16 protein-coding genes are annotated in these 16,126 nt (G+C 72.3%); 8 read left to right on the forward strand and 8 right to left on the reverse strand.

What is annotated here, in order from left to right; all coding sequences use genetic code 11:
• Nucleotides 1–366: 366 nt before the first annotated feature.
• Genes AB0K36_RS24220 through AB0K36_RS24230 form a run of 3 tightly spaced genes read right to left on the reverse strand, consistent with a single transcriptional unit; the run spans nucleotide 367 to nucleotide 3,433 of the window.
• Nucleotides 367–960 (reverse strand): TetR/AcrR family transcriptional regulator, encoded by a 594-nt coding sequence (locus AB0K36_RS24220; protein WP_364598004.1) that lies wholly within the window; start codon nucleotides 958–960, stop codon nucleotides 367–369.
• 59 nt (nucleotides 961–1,019) lie between these two features.
• Nucleotides 1,020–2,672 carry a class I adenylate-forming enzyme family protein gene (locus tag AB0K36_RS24225; protein WP_364598007.1) on the reverse strand — a complete coding sequence of 551 codons (1,653 nt, stop codon included), beginning with the start codon at nucleotides 2,670–2,672 and terminating at the stop codon, nucleotides 1,020–1,022.
• Entirely contained in the window at nucleotides 2,669–3,433 is a 765-nt protein-coding gene (locus tag AB0K36_RS24230; RefSeq protein WP_364598010.1) for an SDR family oxidoreductase, read from the reverse strand. Before AB0K36_RS24230 ends, AB0K36_RS24225 begins: the two co-directional genes overlap by 4 nt.
• Before the next feature lie 160 nt (nucleotides 3,434–3,593).
• Here AB0K36_RS24230 and AB0K36_RS24235 point away from each other — a divergent pair, with 160 nt between their 5' ends.
• From AB0K36_RS24235 to AB0K36_RS24245, 3 genes are all read left to right on the forward strand, one after another.
• Entirely contained in the window at nucleotides 3,594–4,829 is a 1,236-nt protein-coding gene (locus AB0K36_RS24235) for an exo-beta-N-acetylmuramidase NamZ family protein (protein ID WP_364598013.1), read from the forward strand.
• A 203-nt stretch (nucleotides 4,830–5,032) separates the two neighbouring features.
• A complete protein-coding gene (locus AB0K36_RS24240) occupies nucleotides 5,033–6,316 on the forward strand; it encodes a serine-threonine protein kinase (protein WP_364598016.1) in 1,284 nt (427 codons plus the stop codon).
• A gap of 101 nt (nucleotides 6,317–6,417) precedes the next feature.
• Nucleotides 6,418–7,029: a hypothetical protein gene (locus AB0K36_RS24245; protein WP_364598019.1), complete on the forward strand. Its 612-nt coding sequence runs from the start codon at nucleotides 6,418–6,420 to the stop codon at nucleotides 7,027–7,029.
• A gap of 40 nt (nucleotides 7,030–7,069) precedes the next feature.
• Here AB0K36_RS24245 and AB0K36_RS24250 read toward each other — a convergent pair whose 3' ends face one another.
• Entirely contained in the window at nucleotides 7,070–7,822 is a 753-nt protein-coding gene (locus AB0K36_RS24250) for a hypothetical protein (RefSeq protein ID WP_364598021.1), read from the reverse strand.
• 145 nt (nucleotides 7,823–7,967) lie between these two features.
• Between AB0K36_RS24250 and AB0K36_RS24255 the strand changes: the two genes are divergently transcribed.
• Nucleotides 7,968–9,041, forward strand: a complete 1,074-nt coding sequence (locus AB0K36_RS24255; protein WP_364598023.1) for an RNA ligase (ATP) — start codon at nucleotides 7,968–7,970, stop codon at nucleotides 9,039–9,041.
• A 76-nt stretch (nucleotides 9,042–9,117) separates the two neighbouring features.
• Here the strand turns inward: AB0K36_RS24255 and soxR are convergent, their stop codons facing one another.
• Nucleotides 9,118–9,594 carry a redox-sensitive transcriptional activator SoxR gene (gene soxR, locus AB0K36_RS24260; RefSeq protein ID WP_364598026.1) on the reverse strand — a complete coding sequence of 159 codons (477 nt, stop codon included), beginning with the start codon at nucleotides 9,592–9,594 and terminating at the stop codon, nucleotides 9,118–9,120.
• Nucleotides 9,595–9,701: 107 nt separating this feature from the next.
• On the opposite strand from soxR, the gene AB0K36_RS24265 reads away from it, so the two are divergent.
• Nucleotides 9,702–10,166 carry a MaoC family dehydratase gene (locus tag AB0K36_RS24265; RefSeq protein ID WP_364598029.1) on the forward strand — a complete coding sequence of 155 codons (465 nt, stop codon included), beginning with the start codon at nucleotides 9,702–9,704 and terminating at the stop codon, nucleotides 10,164–10,166.
• Here the strand turns inward: AB0K36_RS24265 and AB0K36_RS24270 are convergent.
• Nucleotides 10,154–10,792 (reverse strand): TetR/AcrR family transcriptional regulator, encoded by a 639-nt coding sequence (locus tag AB0K36_RS24270; RefSeq protein ID WP_189473471.1) that lies wholly within the window; start codon nucleotides 10,790–10,792, stop codon nucleotides 10,154–10,156. The two genes, AB0K36_RS24265 and AB0K36_RS24270, sit on opposite strands and share 13 nt — an antisense overlap.
• Nucleotides 10,793–10,965: 173 nt before the next feature.
• Complete coding sequence (locus AB0K36_RS24275) at nucleotides 10,966–12,117, reverse strand: acyl-CoA dehydrogenase family protein (protein ID WP_364598032.1); 1,152 nt, start codon at nucleotides 12,115–12,117, stop codon at nucleotides 10,966–10,968.
• A gap of 62 nt (nucleotides 12,118–12,179) precedes the next feature.
• Between AB0K36_RS24275 and AB0K36_RS24280 the strand changes: the two genes are divergently transcribed.
• From AB0K36_RS24280 to AB0K36_RS24290, 3 genes are read left to right on the forward strand one after another with little or no spacing between them, the layout of a single operon-like run.
• Nucleotides 12,180–12,854, forward strand: coding sequence for a TetR/AcrR family transcriptional regulator (locus AB0K36_RS24280; protein ID WP_364598035.1), 675 nt, complete (start codon nucleotides 12,180–12,182; stop codon nucleotides 12,852–12,854).
• A gap of 15 nt (nucleotides 12,855–12,869) precedes the next feature.
• Nucleotides 12,870–13,568, forward strand: coding sequence for an ArsR/SmtB family transcription factor (locus AB0K36_RS24285; protein WP_364598038.1), 699 nt, complete (start codon nucleotides 12,870–12,872; stop codon nucleotides 13,566–13,568).
• Between the two features lie 32 nt (nucleotides 13,569–13,600).
• Entirely contained in the window at nucleotides 13,601–14,521 is a 921-nt protein-coding gene (locus AB0K36_RS24290) for a DMT family transporter (protein WP_364598040.1), read from the forward strand.
• 77 nt (nucleotides 14,522–14,598) lie between these two features.
• Here the strand turns inward: AB0K36_RS24290 and AB0K36_RS24295 are convergent, their stop codons facing one another.
• Nucleotides 14,599–15,963 carry an MFS transporter gene (locus AB0K36_RS24295; RefSeq protein WP_364598043.1) on the reverse strand — a complete coding sequence of 455 codons (1,365 nt, stop codon included), beginning with the start codon at nucleotides 15,961–15,963 and terminating at the stop codon, nucleotides 14,599–14,601.
• Nucleotides 15,964–16,126 lie beyond the last annotated feature (163 nt).

Here is a 16,126-nt window from a genome sequence, read left to right on the forward strand (position 1 = left end):
GGCGGGGCTGACAAAGTCAGCCCGCCCGGCGCTTGAGGGCACCGCGCGGAGCGCGGTACGGGTCCGGGCGGAGCCCGGTTTCGGGAAGGGGCGGGGAGGGGACAAGCCCCTCGCAGCGGGCAACAGTCCACCGCAGGCGTCATACCCCGCACCACGGTCGCGCCGACCCGGGCACCACGCCCCGCACAGCGGACACGTCCCGCGCCGCGGGCACGTCGGCTTCAGGCACCACGCCCCGCACAGCGGGCAAGTCCCCCGCAGCGGGCACGCCGGCCCCACGCACCACGCCCCGCACAGCAGACACGTCCCGCGCCACGGTCACGCCGGCCCCACGCACCACGCCCCGCGCAGCGGACACGCGGGCCGCTACGGCCGCAGCGCTCTCAGGAGCATGTCCGCCAGGTGGTCCGCGACCTGTTGCTTCGTGAGGGGGCCGTCCGGGCGGTACCAGGTCGACAGGTGGTGGATCGAGCCGAAGTGGTAGTCGACCACCAGGTCCGCCGGGGTGGCCGAGGAGAAGACGCCGTCCTGCTGCCCCTCCTCCACCAGCGCGCGGAAGCGCTCGTGGTAGCGGCGGCGTTCCGCGCGGACCTGTTTGTGCTTCTCCGGGCTCAGGTGGTGCATGGAGCGGAAGAAGATGTCCGCGTCGTCGAGGTTCTCGATCGTGGTGACGACGACGTCCGCCGCCGCCCCGCGCAGCCGGGTCTCGACGGGCTCGTCGGCGTCCGCGTACGCGTCGAGGCGTTGCTGCTGGACGCGGAGCACGCGGGCGTAGACCTCGTGGAGGAGGTCCTCCTTCGAACCGAAGTAGTGGTAGAGCGCCCCCTTGGTGACGCCGGCCGCCTCCACGATCTCCTGCACCGATGTGCGGTCGTAGCCGCGTTCGGCGAAGAGGCGGGTGGCGGCGGCCAGCAGCCTCTGCGGGACGGGGGTGCCGTCCCCGTCCGTCGTCCTGGCCATTGCCGCCACCCGCCTTTCTTTCTGTCTCCGATGTGTCTTGTGCCGCCCTCGGCCGGCTGCTAAGCCGGGGAACGCAGTTCTCGCCTGAGGATCTTCCCACTTGTCGTCTTCGGGAGCTCCGGCAGGATCTCGACTTCGCGCGGGTACTTGTAGGCGGCCAGCCGCTCGGCGCAGTACGCGGAGATCTCCTCCGGTTCCGCCGCCGCCCCGGGCCGCAGACTGACGAACGCCTTGACGCTCTCCCCGCGGTAGGCGTCGGGGATGCCCACGACGGCCGCCTCGCGGACGGCGGGGTGGGTGTAGAGGACGTCCTCGACCTCGCGCGGCCAGACCTTGAAGCCGGAGGCGTTGATCATGTCCTTCTTGCGGTCGACGACGTAGAGCCAGCCGTCCGCGTCCATGAAGCCGATGTCGCCGGTGCGCAGTTCGCCGTCGGGGAAGGCTTCCGCGGTGGCCTCGGGGAGCCGCCAGTAGCCGGGCACCACCTGCGGGCCGGACACCGCGATCTCGCCCTGCTCGCCGAAGGGCACGTCCTCGCCCTTGTCGTCGATGATGCGGACGACCGTGTCGGGGCCGGGGAGTCCGACGGAGAGGGTGCCGGAGGCCGGGTCGACGGGGGCCTCCTTCTCCGGGGGTACGGACGCGCAGGGGGCGGTGCACTCGGTGAGTCCGTAGCCGTTGCGGATGTAGGGGCCGAAGCCGGCTCTGAACTTCTCGACGAGCGCGGGCGGCACGGGCGCCCCACCGGAGGAGATGACCTCGAAGGACTCGAAGTGCTCCGGGGTGGCGGAGGGGTGGGCGCCGAGCGCCATGAAGGCGGTCGAGGGCCCGACGGTGTACGCGGGGCGGTGCTCGAGGAACGCGTCGAGCACGACACCGGCCTCGAAGCGGTAGGCGAGTGCCAGGGTGCCCGCGTTGGCGACGCAGGCGGCGAGCTGGCAGACCATGCCGGTGATGTGGAACAGCGGCGCGAGCACGAAGTAGCAGGCGCCTTCGGGCACGGGGTGGCCGGTGCGCTGGCGTTCCGCGTTGTAGGTGATGCCGCCGTGCAGGTTCATGGCGCCCTTGGGGGTGCCGCTGGTGCCGGACGTGTAGCTGATCAGCGCGACGTCCGTGGCCGTGAGTTCGCGGTCGGCGGGTGCGGGCAGGCCCTGGCGTGCGACGGCGAGGAGGTCGTCCGCGTCGTCGGCGGGCGCGGTGCGCTCGAAGCCGAGGACCCGTTCGTCGTTCCGCGTCTGCAGGTCGAGTTCGCAGGCGGTGAGGGCCACGCGTACCGGCGAGGCGGCGGCGCAGTCGCGCAGGTGTCCCTCCCAGGCGCGGTCCGAGCAGATCAGCGCGCTCACCTCGGCGTCGGCGAGGACGTGGGCGACCTCGCCCGACTTGTACATCGGGTTGAGGGGGACGACGGTGGCCCCGGCCTTCCACGCGCCGAGCAGGGCGATCACGAAGTGCGGTGTGTTCTGGAGCATGATCGCGACCCGGTCGCCGCGGGAGATCCCACGGGCGGCGAGGTGCCCGGCGACGGAGTCGGACAGGTCGTCGGTCTCGCGGTAGCTCAGGCGACCGTCGAAGTAGGCGAGCGCGGTGTGCCCGGGGGCTCGGCCGACGGCGGCGCGGAAGGAGTGCAGCACGGTCGCGGGCGGGTCGATCGGTGCCCGCTGGCCGTCGCTGAGCTGGGAGAGCCAGGGCTTGGCGGCGTAGATCGAGCTCATCGGCGGGCCTCCTCCCACTTCTGCTGGAGGTGGCTCATGCCGGCCAGCCAGCGGTCGTTCTGCGTCGCGCGGGCCGCGTAGTAGTCGGCGACCTCCGCGTGCGGCAGGACGAGGAAGCGGTCCTCCGCCATGGCCGTGAAGAGGGAGTCGGCGACGTCCTCGGGCTCGATCGCGGTCGGGGTGAGGACGAGTTCACCGGCGCTGCCACTGGCGGTCAGCATGTCGGTCCGTACGCCCTGGGGGCAGATGGCGTGGACCTTGAGGCCGCGGTGCCGGTAGGTGAGGGAGAGCCACTCGGCGTAGGCGAGGGCGCCGTGCTTGCTGACGCTGTAGGGCGCCGCGCCGATCATGGTGAGGAGCCCGGCGGCGGACACGGTGGACACGAAGCGTCCGGCGCCCCGCTCGAGCCAGTCGGGGAGCAGGATCCTGCTCGCGCGGACGTGGGCCATCACGTTGACGTCCCAGGCCGCGGCCCATACGTCCTCGTCGGCGAAGGCGTCGCCGCCGGAGGCGAGCCCCGCGTTGGCGCAGTAGACGTCCACGACACCGCCGAGGGCGTCACGGGCCTCCTCGACGATCTGTGAGGCGTCGCCGGGTACGGCGACGGCGCCGATCTCGTCGGCGACGGTCTTGGCCTTGCCCGCGTCGATGTCGTTGACGACGACCTTGGCGCCTTCCGCGGCGAAGCGGCGTGCCAGTGCGGCTCCGATGCCTCCGCCCGCGCCCGTGACCACAACCCCAGCGCCCTGCACCGTACTCATCAGCTCCGCCTTTCCCTGCACAGGTCCCGTGCGCGCAGACTAACCAGTCGGTATGTCACTTCGGAAGGGGGCACAAGCACATGCCGGGGTCGTTCCCCGGGGCCGACATGAGCGCTAGCGTGCAGTGGTCATGACACACGGCGATCACGGAGGTAGCTCGATGAGCCTGTCCAGACGGGGTTTGCTGGTCGCGGGCGGCGCGGTGGGGGCACTCGCCGCCGCCCCCACACCCGCCGCCGCGCAGGGCCGCGGCCGGGTCCACACCGGTTTCGAACGCCTGGCGGCCGACGGGTACGCGGCACTGTCCGGGCAGCGCGTCGGCATGGTCACCAACCCCACGGGCATCGCCCGCGACGTACGCCACATCGTGGACGTGATGCACGCCGACGACCGCGTGGACCTCGTCGCGGTCTTCGGTCCCGAGCACGGCTTCCGCGGCACCGCGCAGGCGGGCGGCTCCGAGGGCCGCTACGACGACCCGGCGACCGGGCTGCCCGTCTACGACACGTACCTCAAGAGCGGACAGCCGCTCGCCGACATCTTCACGGCCTCCGGCGTCGACACCGTCGTCTTCGACATCCAGGACGCGGGCGCCCGCTTCTACACGTACATCTGGACGCTGTTCGACTGCATGCAGGCGGCGGCCCTCTCCGGCAAGCGTTTCGTCGTCCTCGACCGGCCGAACCCGGTCACCGGCAGGGCGGCGCTCGGGCCGGTGCTCGACAAGGCGTTCGCGACGTTCGTGGGCCGGGAACCGATCTCGCAGGCGCACGGCATGACCGTCGCCGAACTGGCGCTGCTGTTCAACGGCGAGTTCCTGTCCCGGCCCGTCGAGCTCGACATCGTACGGATGTCGGGGTGGCGGCGGGGCGACTTCTTCGACGACACGGGCCTGCCCTGGGTCCCGCCCAGCCCCAACATGCCCACCCCGGAGACGGCGCTGGTCTACTCCGGCACCTGCCTGTTCGAGGGCACGAACCTCTCGGAGGGCCGCGGCACCACCCGCCCCTTCGAGCTGCTGGGCGCGGAGGGCATCGGCCCGGCCTGGGCGGAGGCGGCCAACGGTCTCGGTCTGCCCGGCGTCCGCTTCCGTGAGGCGTACTTCGCGCCCACCTTCTCCAAGTGGCAGGGCAAGACCGTCGGCGGCGTGCAGCTCCACGTCCACGACCGCAAGTCCTTCGACCCGGTCCGCGCGGGCATCGGCCTGCTGGTGACGGCGAAGCGGAGCTGGAGCGGCTTCGCCTGGCGCTCCGACAACTGGATCGACAAGCTGACCGGTTCCACCCGCGTGCGCACCCTGATCGACGCGGGCGCGGACACCGACGAGGTCGTCGGCGCCTGGCAGGACGACCTCGCCGCGTTCAGGGCCGTACGGAAGCGGTACCTGCGCTACTGAGCGTCCGCCGCCCGACCGGCACCGGCGCCCCCTCGCACACCGCGCCCGCCGCGAAGAGGCCGGTGGGGGCATCCCCACCGGCGTGAGGGGGGATGCGCCGCGTCACCGCGGCCGACCGTCTCCGACCTCTCGCGGGGTATGGCCGTTTCTCCTCTTGCGCAGGATGCTGGGCCAGCAGCGCAGCGCAAGGGGAGGGGCGGGCCATGGCGGGCATGAGTGTGCAGCCGTACCGGGAGATCTGCTTCGACGCGGACGGCGACCCGGGCGGCGGACCGTACGACACGCTCGCCGGGCTGGACGTCACCGATCTCGTCGTCTTCGCGCATGGCTGGAACAACTCCCCCGCGCTGGCCCGCCGGCTGCACTCGGCGTTCTTCGCGCCCTTCCCCAAACTGGCGGGCGGAAGGCCGGGCACCCAGGTCGGGTACGCCGGCGTGCTGTGGCCCTCGATGCGGTTCCCCGACGAGCCGTTCCCCGGCTCGGAGTTGGCGGACGACGTGCCGGCGCAGGGCACCGGCCTGGACGGCGCGACGCGCGAGCTGCTCACCGGTCTGTTCCCCGGACACACGGCGACCGTCGCGCGGCTGGCGTGGCTTCTCGGGGAACAGCCGGACTCCCGGGCGGCCTTCGCCGAGTTCGGCATGCTGGCACGGCAGTTGGCTGCGGTCCCGCCGGGCGGGCTGGAGGCGGGCTTCGCCGAGGACCTGCCGCGGGACGAGCAGAGCCCCCCGGCCGTCCTGTACGAGGACACCCTCACGCTCTGCCGGCGTCTTGCGGCGGCACTCGGCGTCCACGCGCCGGACGGCGCGGCTGGGCCTGCCTGGCGGGGCGCGAGGGAGCTGCTGCGGCAGACGACGTACTACGCGATGAAACGGCGGGCCGGCACGGTCGGCGAACTGGGTCTCGGTCCGCTGCTGGGACGGCTGTCCCGCTCCGCGCCCCGGGTACGGGTGCATCTCGTCGGCCACGGTCACGGCGCGAGGCTGGTCGCCTTCGCCCTGCGCGGGCTGCCGGAGGGGGCGTGCAACGTGAAGTCGGTGACGCTGCTCCAGGCGGCCTTCTCCCACTACGCGTTCGCCACCGGCCTGCCTCACGCGCCGTACCGCCGCGGGGTGCTGGGCGGCTTCGAGCAGCTGGTCGACGGACCGGTGGTGGCGTGCCATTCACGGCACGACACCGCGCTCGGGGTGTTCTATCCGCTGGCGTCCAGTCTGGCCGGCGACACGCACGCCGCGGCGGGGACGGACCCCCGGTGGTGGGCGATGGGACACGACGGCATCCAGGGCGTCGCGGACACGCCACGGCTGACGCTGGACGAGGCCCTGCGCGGCGGGGTGCCGGCCGCGGGCTGCGTCAGCGTCGACGCCTCCGCCGTGGTGCGCCACGGCCGGCCGCCGACGGGCGCGCACGGCGACATCTGTCACGAGGAACTGGCACGGGTGGTGCTGACGGCGGGACGGATCGGGGGCGCCGCGCCAGGGACGTGATCCGGCCGAACCGGCACGTTTCTCTTTTCGATGGAGCCGAAACGGGCACTCCTACGTCCATTCTTCAACGCCGATGTACCAGCGACGGAGGTGGACTTGCGATGGCCGGTTTCCGGAGTCTCGCGAGACAGGTGCGTGACCCACGGTGTGACCTGGCGCTGCGGCGCTACTCACTGCGCAAATGTTTGGAACGCTTCGCCCCGTACGGGCACCGCGCCACATGGGACCACCTGTGCGGCCGGCACCGTATCGACCCGGAGGACAGGGCCCCGGATCCGGCGCGGCTGGTGGCCGCGCTCGAGGAACTGGAAGAGGCGCGGGCCGTCTGGCTCGCCTACGAGGACAACTTCGCGGACCGCCGCAAACGGGAGAAGCACGACGGGCTGCGGCGGCCCGGACACATCGACGACTGGCACCGCAGGACCTGGGGCGGCAACGGTGTGGCCCGTTGCGACACCCCGACGGAACACCCGTCGGCGCCGCTCGCCGAGGTGCTGCGCCGCCTGATCGGCGCCCTGGAGGCGGAGCCGGGGACGGCCTGCCCGGTGTGCTCGGACACGCACATCGTGTGGCGGCAGCAGCTGGAGCACGAACCGTGGTCCGGTCCGGTCTGCACCGGCTGCGGCATCGTCGTCCCCCAGCCCGTGCTGACGGCGGAAGCCGTCTCCGCGGCGAAGCGGGCCGGTCGGCGCGAGCTCGCGTCCGTCGCCTGAGACGCGGGGGTTCCGGTACGGGGGCCGGAACCCGCCGGGCTCAGGAGCCCGGCGCCGCGGCCCACACCTCCTCGGTCCAGCGCTCGTCGTACGGCAGGGCCAGCAGCCCGGTCTTGAACACGAGCAGCGGGTCGGCGCCGACGGCACGCAGTCGCGGGGGCGCGTGCTCGACCAGCCACGCCTGGAGCTCCGCGAGGGGCTCGTCGCGGTAGGGGTCGGACCACCAGCTGAAGAGGGGCGACGTGAGATCCCCGATCAGATCGTCGATCCACCGGTCGAGGCAATCGGACAGATGCCGGTCCGCCGGTCCGCCGAGCGGCTGCCCGGCCCACACGGCCAGATACGGCGTCACGGTGGAGCCCGCCGTCACGCACGACTCGAACACCTCGTGCACCGGGTACGGGGGTGCCTCGGAGGTGACCGTGTCCGCCCACCACGCCTCGAGGAACGCTCTTACGGCGCAGGCCTGTTCGGCAGGCCAGGTGTGCCAGCCCGAGCGGCCGAGGCCGGTCAGCTCGTAGGCGTCGAGACCGGCGAACCGGCCCGTCGCCAGCCGGCCCGCCAGCTGCGGCAGGATCCGGCGCATCACCGCCGGATGGTCGTCGAAGTGGTTCGGCACCTCGTGGGCGAACATCCACAGCACGTCGTCGGGCAGTTCCACGTCCGGCGTTCGCAGCAACGCCGTCTCCTCGGGCAGATGGCACATGCCGCAGCCCGTCTCCATGGGGCTGGTGCTGCCCGCGAAGACCGTCCGTATGCGGTCCACCGCCGCGTCGAGTGCCGGTGAGGGCATGTGCGCCACGTCCTGTCGAATACTCCGGTCGCGGCTCCCGCCCGCCGAAGGGCGCGACGCTACCAGGGTGGAAAACCGGTGGGCCACTGGGATTGGGCCGCCCCAGAGTTGGCGGTGATGAGAACCACCACCGAGGAGCCATGAGATGTCGACGCTGCGGGTCACCGCCGAACTGCTGACCGTTCACGAGCATCCGAACGCCGACGCCCTGGAACTGGCCCAGGTGGGCCTGTACCGGGCCGTCGTCGCGAAGGGCGTCTATCGCACCGGTGACGCCGCGCTCTACATCCCCGAGCAGGCGGTGCTCCCGGCGGCGCTCATCGAGGAGCTGGGCCTGACGGGGCGTCTGGCGGGCGGCGAGGGCGACCGGGTCAAGGCGGTGCGGCTGCGGGGCGAGCTCTCGCAGGGAATCGTGTGCCGGCCCCGGGCGCTCGCCGACGTCGATCTGGTGCGGGCGGCCGCGGACGGCACGGACTTCGCGGAGCTGCTCTCGATCACCAAGTGGGCGCCGCCGGTACCGTCCAGGATGAGTGGCGAGATCGAGGCGGCTCCCGGCCTGCTGCCGTGGGTGGACATCGAGAATCTGCAGCGCTATCCGGGCATCTTCGAGCCGGGCGAGCCCGTCGTGATCACCGAGAAGCTGCACGGCACCGCATGTCTGACGACCTACAGCACGGCGGACGGCGGACGGGTGCAGGTCTCGTCCAAGGGCTTCGGCGCCAAGGGCCTGGCGCTCAAGGAGGACCGGACCAACCTGTACTGGCGCGCGGTCCTCGGGAACGGTGTGCCCAAGATCGCCGCACGCCTTGCCGAAAGGCTGGGCGCGAGCCGGGTGGGGCTGTTCGCCGAGGTGTACGGCGCCGGGGTGCAGGACCTCGGGTACGGCAAGAACGCCAGGGCGGAGGCCGGGCCGGGCTATGCGGTGTTCGACATCTCGGCGGAGATCGACGGCGAGGTCCACTGGCTGGACGCGGCGGCCGTCCTCGGCGGTGAACTGCCGGTGGTACCACGGCTGTTCAAGGGCCCGTACGACGTGGACACGGTGCTGGAGCTGGCGAACGGCCGTGAGACGGTGTCGGGCCGCCGACTGCACCTGAGGGAGGGCGTCGTCGTCCGGCCCGTGGTGGAGCGGTACAGCCCGGTCACCGGCGGGCGGGCGATCGCGAAGGCGGTCAGCCCGGCGTACCTGACCCGCAAGGGCGGTACGGAGTTCGAGTGACTCCGCCCGGCGCGCGAGTACGCGCGCGGCGCTGGCGGGCCCGGTCCGGGGGGACCGGGCCCGTCGGCGTCCCCGGTCAGGTCCCGTCGCCGGCGCGGCGCCGCTCCGGCAGCAGCCGTGAACCGGTGAGCTGCTCACCGAAGACGTCGTCCGGGTTGGACAGCACGCAGGTCTGCAGCGAGAGGCAGCCGCAGCCGATGCAGTCGGTCAGATGGTCGCGGAGCCGGCTGAGCTGCTTGATGCGCTCGTCGAGTTCGCCGCGCCAGGCGCGGGAGAGCCGGGCCCAGTCGTCACGGTCGGGCGTCCGCTCCTCCGGCAGCTCCGCGAGGGCGTCCCTGATCGTGGCGAGCGGGATGCCGACGCGCTGGGCGGCGCGCACGAAGGCGACCCGGCGCAGCGCGTCCCTGCTGTAGCGGCGCTGGTTCCCGCTGGTGCGGCGGCTGCTGATGAGGCCCTTGGACTCGTAGAAGTGCAGGGCGGACACGGCGGCTCCGCTGCGCGCCGAGAGCTGGCCGACCGTGAGCTCGTGGATCTTCTCTGGAATCTGTGGCACTCCTCGAAGCCTACTGGTCCGTCGTTGACAGGAGGGCGCCCACCCAACCATGCTGAGCAAGCGCTTAGACATGAGTGTCACAACGGTCGAGAGGCAGGCACCAGGACATGGCAGAGCCGAGGATCTTCACTTCCCCCGAGGAGCTGCGCCAAGGGGTGGGCGAGCAGCTGGGACACAGCGACTGGCTCGAGGTCGACCAGAAGCGGATCGATCTCTTCGCCGACGCCACCGGCGACCACCAGTGGATCCACGTGGACCCCGAGCGTGCCGCGAGCGGCCCGTTCGGCACGACGATCGCCCACGGCTATCTGACGCTGTCGCTGCTGCCCGCCCTGGTGCCCCAGGTGCTCCGGGTCGAGGGCATGAAGATGGGCATCAACTACGGCACCAACAAGGTCCGTTTCCCCGCTCCCGTGCCCGTGGGCTCGCGGCTGCGGGCCACCGCGGTGCTGCAGAGCGTCGACGAGGCGGGCAGCGGGGGCGTCCAGGTGACCGCCCTCGTCACCGTCGAGCGCGAGGGCGGCGACAAGCCGGTGTGCGTGGCGGAGTCGCTGTCGCGTTACTTCTTCTGAGCGCTCACCATGCGCAGGACGAGGTCGGCGTAGAGCGCGCCGACCTCGTCGGGCGTGCGGCGGCCCCGGGTGTTGAACCAGCGCGCCACGTCGATGCAGAGCGACAGCACGGCGACGGCGGTCCCGGGCACGTCCGGCACGTCGAACTCGCCGGCCTCCACGCCCTCTTCGAGGATGCGGCGCACCACGGCGTCGCTCTGCCTGCGCAGGCCGATGATCTCGGTGCGGTGGGTCTCGCTGAGCGCTTCGAGTTCGTACTGCACCACGCGGGCGGTGGTGTGCCGGCCGGCGTGCCAGCGGACGAACGAGCGCACGGCGTCGGCGAGCCGGTCGGTGGGCGTGCCCGCGCCGGCGTAGGCGGCGTCAAGGATGTCGAGGGCCTTGTCGTGCCCGATGCGGCTGATCCGGTGGAGCAGCTCTTCCTTGGTCTTGTAGTGGATGTAGAGCGCCGCCGGGCTCATGCCGGCGCGGCCGGCGATGTCCCGGGTGGTGGTCGCGTGGTAACCGCGCTCCGCGAAGGCCTCGACTGCGGCGATGAGCAGTTTCCTGGCCGCCTCGGGTGTGACCTCGTCCCACGGCTGCTCCCCGCCGGCCGCCCGGTCCGCCGTCTCGTCCGCCGCACTCATCGCTCGTTCGCCCCTTTCGTGGCACAGGACGAACACCATACCCCGACGGTGAGCAAGCGCTTAGAGCCTGACCACGGCTTCCGGGACGGATCGTGGTCCGCGAGCGGCTCCCGGAGGCCGGCCCGGTGCTCCCGGAAGCGGTCCGGCCCGTCGTCGACCCGGGCGAAGGGTGGTCAGAAGGCGGAGATCCCGGTCAGCGCGCGGCCGATGATCAGCTTCTGGATCTGGCTGGTGCCCTCGTACAGGGTCATCACGCGGGCGTCGCGCACCAGCTTGCCGACGGGGTACTCGTCGATGTAGCCGTAACCGCCGAAGACCTGGAGGGCGTTGTTGGCACAGCGCACGGCGGCCTCGGAGGCGAACAGCTTGGCCTGGGAGGCGGCGGTGGCGAACTGCTCCCCCCGGTCGATCAGGTCGGCGACCCGCCACGTCAGCAGCCGGGCGGCGTCCACGTCGACGGCTATGTCACTGAGCAGCTCCTGCACCAGCTGGTAGTGCGCGATGGGCTTGCCGAACTGCTCGCGCTCCTTGGCGTATCCGACCGCCGCGTCGAGGGCCGCCTGCGCGATCCCGACGCAGCCGGCGGCGACCGACATCCGGCCCTTGGCGAGTGCGGACATGGCGATGGAGAAGCCCTTGCCCTCCGCGCCGAGCATGGCGGACGCCGGCACCCGGACGTCCTCGAGCACCAGCTCGGCGGTGGCCTGGCCGCGCAGCCCCAGCTTTCCGTGGACGGTGCGGCGGGTGAGCCCGGGGGTGTCCGTGGGGACGAGGAAGGCGGACACGCCCTTGTGGCCGGGCGTGTCGTTGGTCCTGGCGAACAGCAGCACCACGTCCGCCCAGGTGCCGTTGGTGATGAACATCTTGGAGCCGTTGATCACGTAGTCGCCGCCGTCGGCGACGGCCCGGGTGATCAGGTTCCCCGCGTCGGAGCCGGTGCCCGGCTCCGTGAGGCCGAAGCAGCCGAGGGCTTCGCCGGACGTGAGCCGGGGCAGCCACTCGCGCTTCTGCTCCTCGGTCCCGTGGGCGGCGACGGTCTTGGCGACCAGACCGAGGGAGACGGAGACGATGCCGCGCACGGAGGAGTCACCGCGGCCGAGCTCCTCGGTCACCAGGCAGTAGGCGAGGTGGTCGCCGCCGGAGCCGCCGTACTCCTCGTCGATCGTGAGGCCGAGGAAGCCGAGCGCGCCCAGCTTCTTGACGATGCCCCGCTCGACGCTCTCCGCGCGGTCCCACTCCACGACGTGCGGGGTGATCTCACGGTCCACGAAGTCCTTCGCCAGCTGCCGGACGGCCGTCTGCTCCTCGTCGAGCTCCAGGTTCATTGCGGGCACCCCACTTTAACTATCACTGCTAGTTTATTTCTGCAGGGCCTACTATGTGCCGCATGGCCCGCCCGCGCAAGCCCCTCCTCAGCAGAGAACGCATCGTCGAGACGGCGAGCGCGCTCGTGGACGCGGAGGGGCTCGACGCGGTCTCCACCCGCCGGCTCGCCGCGGAGCTCGGCGTCAGCGGCCCCTCCCTCTACAACCACTTCCGCAACAAGGACGAGATCCTCGACGCGGTCGCCGACGCGGTCAGCGCCCGTGTCGACCTGTCGATGTTCGACGAGGACGACGACCGCGACTGGCGCACCGCCCTGCACGACTGGGCCGTCTCCTACCGCGCCGCCCTGAGCGCCCACCCCAACACCGTGCCCGTCCTCGCCCGCGGACCCGGCCGCCGTCCGGCCGGCCTCAAGGTGGCCGACGCCGTCTTCGGCGCGATGGTCCGCGCCGGCTGGCCACCCGCCCAGGCGACCCGCATCGGCGCGCTGATGCGCTACTTCATCACCGGTTCCGCGCTCGGCTCCTTCGCCCGCGGCTTCGTCGACGACGCGACGGCCTACGACCCGGCCGACTACCCGCACCTGGGCCAGGCCCACCTGCTGGCGGACCGGCAGGAACAGGTGGACCAAGGGGCGTTCGAGACGGGACTCGAGGCCCTGCTCGACGGCCTGGCGCTCCAGTACGGGACCGTCCGGCACGGCGCCACCCTTCGGTCCACGCCGAAACGTCCCTGACGCATCCTGGGAGGCATGACCTCCTCCCGCGACCTCGCCGCCTTCGCCGCGCTGCTCGCCGACGAGACCCGCGCGGGCTTCGCCCTCGCCCTCCTCGACGGACGGGCCTGGACGGCCGGGGAGCTCGCCCGGCACGGCGGGGTCGCCCCGTCGACCGCGAGCGAGCACCTCGGCAAGCTCGTCGCGGGCGGGCTGCTGTCGGAGGAACGGCAGGGCAGGCACCGGTACGTCAGGCTCGCCGACGACCGGGTGGCGCACCTCGTCGAGGAACTCGCCGCGCACGCGTCGCCCGGACCTCCCCCGGCGCCGCGGTCCCTGCGCGAGTCCACCGTCGCCGGAGCCCTGGCGCGCGGGCGGACCTGCTACGACCATCTGGCAGGGCGTCTCGGCATCACGATCACCGGGGCCATGACCGCCCGTGGACTGCTCACCCAGGACGCCGGTTTCGCGCTCACCGACCGCGGCACCCGCTGGTTCGGTGACCTGGGGATCGACCTGACGGCCAAGGGCCGCCGCCCGCTCGTACGGGGCTGCCTCGACTGGACGGAGCGCAGACCGCACCTCGCCGGCGTCGCGGGCGCCCGGCTGTGCGGCCACGCCCTGGACGCCGGCTGGTGCGTCCGCATCGGCTCCGACCGGGCCGTGAAGGTGACGGACGACGGCGAGCGGGCGCTGCACACGCTCCTCGGGATCGAGCCCGGGATATTGCGGTGAACGCCGAAAGGTCGAGCCTCTACGGTCGCAGCATGACGAACCCCATCCGCCACACGAAGTGGCCCGCCCTGGCCGCCGCCGCCGTCACCGTCGTGCTCTGGGCGTCCGCCTTCGTCTCCATCCGCAGCGCGGGTGAGGCGTACTCCCCCGGCGCGCTCGCCCTCGGCCGGCTGCTCGCGGGCTCCCTCGCCCTGGGCTGTGTCCTGCTGATCCGGCGGGAGGGGCTGCCGCCGCGCGCCGCCTGGCCGGGGATCATCGTCTCCGGTCTGCTGTGGTTCGGCGTCTACATGGTGGTGCTCAACTGGGGCGAGCAGCAGGTCGACGCGGGCACGGCCGCGATGGTGGTGAACATCGGCCCGATCCTCATCGCGCTGCTGGGCGCCCGGCTGCTGGGCGAGGGGCTGGGACCGCGGCTGGTGGCGGGGATGGCCGTGTCGTTCGCGGGGGCCGTGGTCGTGGGCCTGTCGATGTCCGGCGAGGGCGGGGCCTCGACGCTGGGCGTGCTGCTGTGCCTGCTGGCGGCGGTCGGCTACGCGGGCGGCGTGGTGGCGCAGAAGCCGGCGCTGGCACACGCGAGCGCGCTCCAGGCGACGACGTTCGGCTGTCTGGTGGGTGCGGTGGCGTGCCTGCCGTTCGCCGGGCAGCTGGTCTCGGAAGCCTCGGACGCCCCGCTCCCGGCGACGCTCAACATGGTCTACCTGGGCGTCTTCCCCACGGCGCTGGCGTTCACGACATGGGCGTACGCACTGGCCCGTACGACCGCCGGCCGTATGGGGGCGACGACGTACGCGGTCCCGGCGCTGGTGGTGCTGATGTCCTGGCTCGCGCTGGACGAGGTGCCGGGCTGGCTGACCCTCTGCGGCGGGGCGCTGTGCCTCGCGGGTGTGGCGGTGTCCCGTTCCCGCGGCCGGGCGCCGGCCCCCGACAGCGAATTCACCGGGCCCCGCGCCTGACCCCTCCGCACGACGCCGGCCCCGGGCCCGCCGCCTCGTGCGGCGACGGATCCGGGGCCGGTCGGACCGCGCGGCGGTCAGTCGGTGTGCGCCTCGGCCGGGGCCGGGGACGCCGGGGCGGTGGCCTTCGCCGCCCGGGAGGCGAGGATCTTGATGGAGATCAGCGCGATCACGGCCAGGCCGATGATGTAGCCGGACACCGCCATGGACGTGCCGGTCGCCTCCAGCAGCAGGACCATCATGAACGGCGCCAGGCCGCCGCCGAAGACGGCGGCGATCTGGTAGCCGAGGGACGCACCGGTGTAGCGCATCTCCGCGGTGAACAGCTCGGCGAAGAGCGCCGCCTGGGGCCCGTACATGATGCTCAGGAAGCAGCTGGTGACGAAGGTCCCGACGCCGAGCCAGAGCAGCGACGCCGTGTCGATCAGCAGGAACATCGGCACGGCCCACACCAGCAGGCCGATGGCGCCGGCCGCGTAGATCCGCAGCCGTCCGATGCGGTCGGACAGGGCCGCCGCGGCGGGTATCAGCACCAGCTGGGTGAGGCTCACGCCCAGGGACACCGCGAGCACCGCGCTCCGCTTCATGTCGAGTTCGCGGGTCGCGTAGTCCAGGACGCCGGTGATGATGATGTAGAACGTCGCGGTGTTGACGGCGAACGAGCCGCCGGCCAGGAACACGGTGCCGAGGTGGTCGCGCAGGATCGTGCGCAGGGGGCTGCGGGTCTCGCTCTTCTCCTTCTCGGCGAGAGCGCGTTCCGCCGCACGGAACTCGGGCGTCTCCTCGACCTTGGTGTGGATGTACCAGGCGAGACCGAGGACGAGGAAGCCGACGAAGAACGGCACCCGCCAGCCCCAGGCGGCGAACGCCGACTCGCTGGTGAGGGAGCCCGCGACCAGGAACACGGTGTTGGCGGTGACGACACCGATGGGCACGCCGAGCTGGACGAGGCTGCCGTAGAGCCCGCGCTTGCCCTCGGGGGCGTACTCGGTGGCCATCAGCATCGCGCCGCCCCACTGGGCGCCGACCGCGATGCCCTGCACGATGCGGAGCAGGACCAGGAGTATCGGCGCGGCGATGCCGATCGTCTCGTACGTGGGGAGCAGGCCGATGCCGGCGGTGGCGAGGCCCATCAGCGTGAGCGCGAGGACCAGCATCGGCTTGCGGCCCCGCTTGTCGCCGAGCTGCCCGGCGATGACGCCGCCCACAGGGCGGGCGAGGAAGCCGACCGCGAAGGTGGCGAAGGCGGCCAGCACACCGGCGGAGGAGCTGCCGGCGGGGAAGTACAGGTCACCGAGGACCAGGGCGGCCGCGATACCGAAGACGAAGTAGTCGTACCACTCGACGGCCGAGGCGAGGGCAGCGGCGGTGGCGACGCGTCGCCGCCGGGGATCGGAGGGGGTGGAGCCGGGGGTGTCCGTGAGCTGAGCTGCGGTGTCCATGAACGTGCACACTCCGGTGGATGCGGGGACGGAGTCGGAGAAGGGGGGTGGCACTGGGGAGTTCCGGGGACCGTACCGACCGGTGGGTATGGGGTCAACGGGTTGGGCGGGTGAAGTTTCCCGGGCGGCTCCGGCCGCCGGATGCGCCGTTCGAGCAGCACGG

The sequence above is a fragment of the Streptomyces kurssanovii genome (assembly GCF_040677245.1).
GTDB classification, from domain to species: domain Bacteria; phylum Actinomycetota; class Actinomycetes; order Streptomycetales; family Streptomycetaceae; genus Streptomyces; species Streptomyces kurssanovii.

What these genes read in the sequence shown, in the direction of transcription:
- AB0K36_RS24225 (WP_364598007.1), bottom strand. Translation starts at nt 2,672, where the DNA reads ATGAGCTCGATCTACGCCGCCAAGCCCTGGCTCTCCCAGCTCAGCGAC.
- AB0K36_RS24290 (WP_364598040.1), top strand. Translation starts at nt 13,601, where the DNA reads ATGACGAACCCCATCCGCCACACGAAGTGGCCCGCCCTGGCCGCCGCC.
- AB0K36_RS24230 (WP_364598010.1), bottom strand. Translation starts at nt 3,433, where the DNA reads ATGAGTACGGTGCAGGGCGCTGGGGTTGTGGTCACGGGCGCGGGCGGA.
- AB0K36_RS24240 (WP_364598016.1), top strand. Translation starts at nt 5,033, where the DNA reads ATGGCGGGCATGAGTGTGCAGCCGTACCGGGAGATCTGCTTCGACGCG.
- AB0K36_RS24235 (WP_364598013.1), top strand. Translation starts at nt 3,594, where the DNA reads ATGAGCCTGTCCAGACGGGGTTTGCTGGTCGCGGGCGGCGCGGTGGGG.
- AB0K36_RS24285 (WP_364598038.1), top strand. Translation starts at nt 12,870, where the DNA reads ATGACCTCCTCCCGCGACCTCGCCGCCTTCGCCGCGCTGCTCGCCGAC.
- AB0K36_RS24250 (WP_364598021.1), bottom strand. Translation starts at nt 7,822, where the DNA reads ATGCCCTCACCGGCACTCGACGCGGCGGTGGACCGCATACGGACGGTC.
- AB0K36_RS24255 (WP_364598023.1), top strand. Translation starts at nt 7,968, where the DNA reads ATGTCGACGCTGCGGGTCACCGCCGAACTGCTGACCGTTCACGAGCAT.
- AB0K36_RS24220 (WP_364598004.1), bottom strand. Translation starts at nt 960, where the DNA reads ATGGCCAGGACGACGGACGGGGACGGCACCCCCGTCCCGCAGAGGCTG.
- AB0K36_RS24295 (WP_364598043.1), bottom strand. Translation starts at nt 15,963, where the DNA reads ATGGACACCGCAGCTCAGCTCACGGACACCCCCGGCTCCACCCCCTCC.
- AB0K36_RS24275 (WP_364598032.1), bottom strand. Translation starts at nt 12,117, where the DNA reads ATGAACCTGGAGCTCGACGAGGAGCAGACGGCCGTCCGGCAGCTGGCG.
- AB0K36_RS24270 (WP_189473471.1), bottom strand. Translation starts at nt 10,792, where the DNA reads ATGAGTGCGGCGGACGAGACGGCGGACCGGGCGGCCGGCGGGGAGCAG.
- AB0K36_RS24245 (WP_364598019.1), top strand. Translation starts at nt 6,418, where the DNA reads ATGGCCGGTTTCCGGAGTCTCGCGAGACAGGTGCGTGACCCACGGTGT.
- AB0K36_RS24280 (WP_364598035.1), top strand. Translation starts at nt 12,180, where the DNA reads ATGGCCCGCCCGCGCAAGCCCCTCCTCAGCAGAGAACGCATCGTCGAG.
- AB0K36_RS24265 (WP_364598029.1), top strand. Translation starts at nt 9,702, where the DNA reads ATGGCAGAGCCGAGGATCTTCACTTCCCCCGAGGAGCTGCGCCAAGGG.